This is a genomic window from Streptomyces sp. SID3343, from assembly GCF_009865215.1.
Lineage (GTDB): Bacteria > Actinomycetota > Actinomycetes > Streptomycetales > Streptomycetaceae > Embleya.
Window position 1 is genome coordinate 1 of sequence record NZ_WWJX01001380.1, and the last position, 7,165, is coordinate 7,165.

General features: G+C 71.2%; 4 protein-coding genes and 1 pseudogene. 4 read left to right on the top strand and 1 reads right to left on the bottom strand.

Translation table 11 applies throughout. The features are described from left to right. Positions 1-280 (top strand): glycosyltransferase (locus GT354_RS44030; protein WP_161362770.1); only part of this gene is annotated, 280 nt, incomplete at its 5' end. 204 nt (positions 281-484) lie between these two features. Here the strand turns inward: GT354_RS44030 and GT354_RS44035 are convergent. Further along, complete coding sequence (locus GT354_RS44035; RefSeq protein ID WP_161362772.1) at positions 485-2,302, bottom strand: glycoside hydrolase family 15 protein; 1,818 nt, start codon at positions 2,300-2,302, stop codon at positions 485-487. A gap of 658 nt (positions 2,303-2,960) precedes the next feature. On the opposite strand from GT354_RS44035, the gene GT354_RS44040 reads away from it, so the two are divergent. The 3 genes and pseudogenes from GT354_RS44040 to GT354_RS44050 form a co-directional block, all read left to right on the top strand. Further along, positions 2,961-4,637, top strand: a complete 1,677-nt coding sequence (locus GT354_RS44040; RefSeq protein ID WP_161362774.1) for a CTP synthase — start codon at positions 2,961-2,963, stop codon at positions 4,635-4,637. A 257-nt stretch (positions 4,638-4,894) separates the two neighbouring features. After that, positions 4,895-5,557, top strand: coding sequence for an NUDIX hydrolase (locus tag GT354_RS44045; RefSeq protein WP_346012451.1), 663 nt, complete (start codon positions 4,895-4,897; stop codon positions 5,555-5,557). A 327-nt stretch (positions 5,558-5,884) separates the two neighbouring features. Beyond that, positions 5,885-7,165: pseudogene (locus tag GT354_RS44050) on the top strand (ATP-binding protein); the annotation flags it as partial.

Below are 7,165 nucleotides of genomic sequence, written 5' to 3' on the forward strand. Positions count from 1 at the left end.
GGAGGCCCGCGCACTGGTCGCCCAGGAGGCCCTGCGCACGGGCGTACCCCTGGTGGCGACCGCGGTCGGCGGCGTCCCCGAACTCGTCGGCGACGCCGCGATCCTGGTCCCCTACGACGACGCCGACGCCCTGTCCGCGGCGATCGCCGGCGTCCTGGCCGACCCGGCCCGCCGCGCCGAACTCGCCGAGGCCGGCCCCGTCCAGGCCGCCACCTGGCCCGACGAACGCGAAACGATCGCCCAGATCCTGAGCATCTACGAGGAACTCGGCCCGGTGTAACCCACCCGCCACAGCCCACCCACCCGCCACACCCACCGCGCAGACGGTCTCGGAGTCGGGAGGCACGGCAACGACGAGACGGGCGACGAGACCTCGGCCTCGTCGCCCGCGTCGATCGTTCACGTGTCACGGTGTCCGGAGCAACCACCGGGACCCGCCCCGCCCACCCGACACCCGGTCAGGCGAAGGTCGGCCCGCCCCCGCTCACTCCTGGCCGCTCGCCCGCATCGTCGACGTCAGCCGCAGCGCCGTGTCGATCAGTGGCACGTGACTGAACGCCTGCGGGAAATTGCCCACCTGACGCTGGAGGCGCGGGTCCCACTCCTCGGCGAGCAGGCCCAGGTCGTTGCGCAACGCCAGCAGGCGTTCGAACAGTTCGCGCGCCTCCTCGACCCGGCCGATCATCGCCAGGTCGTCGGCGAGCCAGAACGAGCAGGCCAGGAACGCGCCTTCGTCGCCCGGCAGGCCGTCCAGGCCGACGTTGGTGCCCTGGGTGGGGTAGCGGCGGACGAAGCCGTCCTCGGTCAGGTCGCGCTGGATCGCCTCGATCGTGCCGATCACCCGCTTGTCCTCCGGCGGCAGGAAGCCCACCTGGGGAATCAGCAGCAGCGACGCGTCCAGTTCGGTCGAACCGTAGTACTGGGTGAAGGTGTTGCGGTCCGCGTCGTAGCCGTACGCGCACACCTCGCGGTGGATCTCCTCGCGCACGCCCTTGAGGTGCTCCAGCATCTTCTCCGTGTCGGAGTCGATCGCGTCGTTCACGAGCATCTTGATCGTGCGGTCGACCGCGACCCACGCCATCACCTTCGAGTGCACGAAGTGCCGGCGCGGCCCGCGCACCTCCCAGATGCCCTCGTCCGGGTCGCGCCAGTGCTGCTCCATGTAGTCCATCAGTTTGAGCTGGAGCGCGTGCGCGTGGTCGCTGCCCTCCATGCCGGCCTGCCGGCCCAGGTGCAGCGCGTCGATGACCTCGCCGTACACGTCGAGCTGGAACTGCTCGGCGGCCGCGTTGCCGATCCGCACCGGGTGCGAGCCCTCGTAGCCGGGCAGCCACGTCGCCTCGTACTCGGTGAGCCGACGTTCACCGCCCACGCCGTACATGATCTGCAGGTTCTCCGGGTCGCCCGCGACCGCCCGCAGCAGCCACTCGCGCCACGCCTTCGCCTCGTCCACGAAGCCCGTCTTGAGCAGCGCGCCCAGCGTCATCGCCGCGTCGCGCAGCCACGTGTAGCGGTAGTCCCAGTTGCGCACCCCGCCGATGTCCTCGGGCAGCGACGTGGTCGGGGCCGCGACGATCCCGCCGGTCGGCGCGTACGTGAGCGCCTTGAGGGTGATCAGCGAGCGCACCACCGCCTCGCGCCAAGGCCCGTCGTACGTACAGCGCTTCACCCAGTCGGCCCAGAACACCTCGGTGTCCTTGAGCGCCGCGAGCGCGTCGGTGCGCAGCGGCCCCTCGACGTGCGAGGGGTGCCACGTGAGGGTGAACGTCACCCGGTCGCCCTCGCCGAGGGTGACGTCGGTGTACGTGGTCAGGCCGCGGCCGTAGGTCTCGGTGTCGCCGCTGTCGAACCACACCGCGTCGGGGCCGGCGACGGCGACGGTGCGGCCGTCGTCCTCGCGGCGCACCCACGGCACGACCTTGCCGTAGTGGAATCGCATGCGTAGTTCCGACCGCACCGGGACCCGCCCGGACACGCCCTCCACGACGCGCACCACCACCGGCGCGCCCACCAGGGCGTCGGCCGGCGGCATGAAGTCGATCACGCGGATCGTGCCGCGCGGGGTCTCCCACTCCGATTCGAGGATCAGCGAATCGCCGCGATACCGGCGGCGGGTCGCGGGCCCGCCGGACAGTGGGGCGACCCGCCACGAGCCGTGTTCCTCGGAGCCGAGCAGGCCGGCGAACACGGCGGGGGAGTCGAAGCGGGGCAGGCATAGCCAATCCATGGAACCGTCGCGGCCCACGAGTGCGGCGGTCTGCATGTCCCCGATGAGGGCGTAGTCCTCGATGCGGCTGGTCACGGGCAACGCTTTCCGTTCCTGGTCGTCCTGATGTTGCCGGTCGTACCCGGTCTTGCGGTCGGTGCGGTGGTGCGGTCGGTGCGGTCACTGGAGGTGTGTGATCACCAAAGACGGCGCGGCTCGGCTGTCCGATTTCGAGCGACGGATCGTCGATTTCGCACAACCACTCGTTCCAGGGTGCATCAGGCGCGGGTGATCGACAGCCGTGACGGGAACCCGGATCGCCGTCCCGCCGAGGATCGAGGGACGGGCGTCCGTCGTGCGCGAGAGGTAGCGCTGCACGCGGATTGCGACGATCGAGTGGCGAACAGACCAGAGAAGCCGGATCTTGCCCGCGCGCCGCCTGCGTAGCATAGTCGGCCGGCGGGGTTGCGGTGCGCCCTCGGGGATAGGTCCCCGGTGCCCCCGATTGTTGACTCTGTGTCGAATCGCGCCTGGCCGTTGTGGCGACAAGTGCCCGGTATCTCCCGTGCGCCGTCACTCAGGGCAATCGCCGTATGGTGTCGCAGTTGTTCCGCCCCGGGTGCGGGACCCGGACCCCGGACGCTGTTAGGCTGGTATCCCGTGGACTTGGTGGGACTGTTCCGGGCCCGCATCGGCCCAGCAGCGTCCCCTTCGAAATCCCCTCGATCGCAACCACGGGAGCCCCTCCTTGGCAGTGCCTCAGACGCCCAGTCGCAACCGGCCGGCGAAGCACCTTTTCGTCACCGGAGGCGTCGCCTCCTCGCTTGGCAAGGGGCTCACCGCGTCGAGCCTCGGAGCGCTCCTCAAGGCGCGCGGCCTGCGGGTCACGATGCAAAAGCTCGACCCCTACCTCAACGTCGACCCCGGCACGATGAATCCCTTCCAGCACGGCGAGGTGTTCGTCACCAACGACGGCGCCGAGACCGACCTGGACATCGGCCACTACGAGCGTTTCCTGGACGTCGACCTGCACGGGTCGGCCAACGTGACGACCGGTCAGATCTATTCGACCGTCATCGCCAAGGAGCGCCGCGGCGAGTATCTCGGTGACACCGTGCAGGTCATCCCGCACATCAGCAACGAGATCAAGTCGCGGATCCGACAGATGGCGACGGCCGACGTCGACATCGTCATCACCGAGGTCGGTGGCACGGTCGGCGACATCGAGTCGCTGCCGTTCCTGGAGTCGATCCGGCAGATCCGACACGAGATCGGTCGCGACAACGTCTTCTTCCTGCACGTCTCGCTGCTGCCGTACATCGGCCCGTCGGGCGAGCTGAAGACCAAGCCGACCCAGCACTCGGTCGCCGCGCTGCGCAGCATCGGTATCCAGCCGGACGCCATCGTGCTGCGCGCGGACCGCGCGGTGCCCCAGGACATCAAGCGCAAGATCTCGCTGATGTGCGACGTGGACGAGGAGGCCGTGGTCGCGGCCATCGACGCCCCGTCGATCTACGACATCCCCAAGGTCCTGCACTCCGAGGGCCTGGACGCCTACGTCGTGCAGCGCCTGGGCCTGAACTTCCGCGACGTGGACTGGACCCAGTGGGACGACCTGCTGCGCCGGGTGCACCAGCCCGAGCGCGAGGTCACGGTCGCCCTGGTCGGCAAGTACATCGACCTCCCCGACGCCTACCTGTCGGTCACCGAGGCCATCCGCGCGGGCGGCTTCGCGAACAACGTGCGCACCAATATCAAGTGGGTGACGTCGGACAACACCGCGACGCCCGAGGGCGCCGAGCGCGAGCTGAGCGACTGCGACGCGGTGCTCATCCCCGGCGGCTTCGGCGACCGCGGCGTCGAGGGCAAGGTCCAGGCGATCGCGTACGCCCGTAAGCACCGCATCCCGACCCTGGGCATCTGCCTGGGGCTCCAGTGCATGGTGATCGAGGCGGCGCGCAACCTGGCCGGGCTCGAAGGCGCGAACTCGCTCGAATTCGACCCCGAGGCCACGCATCCCGTGGTGGCGACCATGGCCGACCAGCTCGACATCGTCGCCGGCCAGGGCGACCTGGGCGGCACGATGCGCCTGGGGCTGTACACGGCCGACCTGGCCGAGGGTTCGATCGCGCGCGAGGTCTACGGCGCGAACCGGTCCGAGGAGCGCCACCGGCACCGCTACGAGGTCAACAACACCTACCGCGCGCAGCTGGAGGCGACCGGGCTGGTGTTCTCGGGTCTGTCGCCCGACGGCCGGCTCGTGGAGTACGTCGAACTGCCGCGCGAGCAGCACCCGTACTTCATCGCGACCCAGGCGCACCCCGAGCTGAAGTCGCGCCCGACCCGCCCGCACCCGCTGTTCGCGGGTCTGGTCGCGGCCGCGGTGCGGCGGATCAAGGGTGAGGACAGGATCGCGGAGGCCGCGTCCTGAAGCGCCGACCGATGCGCCGACCGCTGCGCTGAGCACGGTTGAAGTGTGCGGCCCCGCCCGGGATTTCCCGGGCGGGGCCGTCCGTTTTCGGCACTAGGCTGAGCCGATCAAGGGCGCCTCGGGCCTCGAACGGCCCTGGAGCGGGCCTCGGACGGGGCTCGGACCTGCCTGGGAACTGCTTCGGACGGGTATCGGACTCGCTCCGGGGGCCGGACGGGTGCTCGCCGGGCGCCGCAGGATCGAACAGGAGACGCATCGTGAGCGAGCCGACCACGCGGGCGAGGATTCGCGACACCGCCGAGTCGTGGCCGACCTCGGACACCGAGACGCCGTTCAAGGGCCACATCACCGCGATGCGGACCGAGATCGTGGCGATGCCGGACGGCTCCCGGGCCCGCCGCGACTACGTCGTGCACCCGGGCTCGGTGGGGGTCGTCGCGGTGGACGAGCAGCAGCGGCTGCTCGTCCAGCGCCAGTATCGGCACCCCGTGCGGCACAAGTTGTGGGAGGTCCCCGCGGGCCTGCTCGACGTGCCCGGTGAGAACCCGCTGCACGCGGCGCAGCGGGAGTTGTACGAAGAGGCGCACTACGAGGCCACCATGTGGAACGTGCTGGTGGACCTCTACACCACGCCCGGATCCTCGGACGAGGCCGTGCGGGTCTTCCTGGCGCGTGGGCTGTCCGAGTCGCGGGCCGAGCGGTTCGCGGTCGAGCACGAAGAGGTCGGCATGGAGACGGCGTGGCTGCCGCTCGACGAGGTGATCGCACTGATCCTCGCGGGGGAGTTGCACAATCCGCTGCTGGTCTCGGGAGCCTTGGCGCTCAAGGCCGCGACCACGCTCTCGGCCGCTGAGGGTGGGGACGGGTTCGGGGGGCTTCGGGCCGCGGACGCGCCTTGGGTTGCTCGGCCTTACCGCTGAGCGGGCCGGCCGTTGCGTCTTGGTGGGCTTGGGGGATGTGTGCCCGCCGGCCCACCCGTCGCGTCGGGTTCGGAGGGCTGCGGATTTCGGGCGCAGGAGGGTAGCGGCCGCGGATTTCGGGTGGTGGGGTCGGTGAGTGGGGGCTTGCCCCCGGGTGTGGGTGAAGGCCGCGGGATTCGGGCCGCCGGGTCGGGGTGCGGGGTCTTGGCTGCTCGGGTTCGTGGAGGGTGTGGAATTCGGGTGGGCGGGTTGGCGAGTCGGGCCTCGTGTGGGCGTGTGGGTCGTTAGCCTGCGAGCTGGGTGGGGCTGAGACAGGGGGCGTCTGCGGTGGCTGTGACCGGGGAGTCCGGGGTCGCGTGCGCGACGGCCGAAGGGCGGGTTCCCGGGATGCGTCCGACGGTCGAGGCGTTGCCCAAGATCGTGGATCAACTGCCGCCAGGCGGGGTCGATTTCGTGGGACGGGCCGACGAACTCGACACCCTCTACACCTGGGTGACCGGCCCGGGCGCGGCGATCCCCGCCCAGCTCGCGCCGACCGACCCCGAGCATCCGGGCGTCACCCGCACCGTGTGGTTGCCCCGCGACCGCGTGGTCGCGATCACCGGGCCGGTCGGAGTGGGCCGTACCGAGTTCGCCGTGCGGTTCGCGCACCGGCTCGCGCCGCAGTTCCCCGACGGCCGGCTGTACGCCCGGCTCACCGGGCCGCGCGGGGAGCTGATCCCGCCCGGCGACGTGCTGGAGAGCCTGCTGTACGCGCTGGGGACGGTGGCGATCCCGTCCTCGCACGAGGAACGGATCCGGCTGTTCCGGGAGCATCTGGACGGCAAACGCTTCCTGTTGCTCCTGGAGGACGTGACCGGGACCGCGCAGCTGCGCCCGCTGTTGCCGCAAAGTCCCACGTCGCTCGTGGTGGTCACCGCGGTGGTGCCGCTCACCGGTCTCGGCCGGGCCGCCGCGGTGCGCACGTGCGCGTTGGACATGCTCGACGTGCGGGCCTCCACCGAACTACTCGGCAATCTCGCCGGGCACACCCGCGTCGCGTGCGACCCGCGGGCCGCCGACGAGCTCGCGGCGCTGTGCGACTTCCACCCCGCGGCGCTGCGGATGGCGGGGGCGTGGCTGCGGGCCCGGCCGCGCTACGCGATGGCCGACGTCGGGCGGCGGTTGCGGGCCGAGCGGTTGCGGCTGCACGAGCAGGCGGGCGACGACCTCGCGGTCCGGGCATGCTTCTCGCTCATCCATCGCGAGTTGGTGCCCTCGGCGGCCCGGTTGTTGCGGCTGCTCGCGCTCGTGCCCGGGCGCGAGTTCGGCGCGGACGCCGCCGCCGCGCTCGCCGACTGCGGCCCCGACGCGGCCACCCGCTCGCTGACCGAGCTGCGCGAACTGCACCTGCTGGAGCCGGGCTCGGTGCCGGGCCGGTTCCGCTTCCACGACCTGGTGCGCGGCTACGTCCAGGAACGCCTGGACGCGGAGGAGCGACCGGGCGAGCGGCGCAACGCGCGGGTGCGGTTGCTGGACCGCTACGTACGACTCGCCCGATCCGCCGAGCGGGTCATCGTGGGCGCCGACGGGCCCGAGCCGGACGCCGACGTGCGCTTCGCGTCGGCC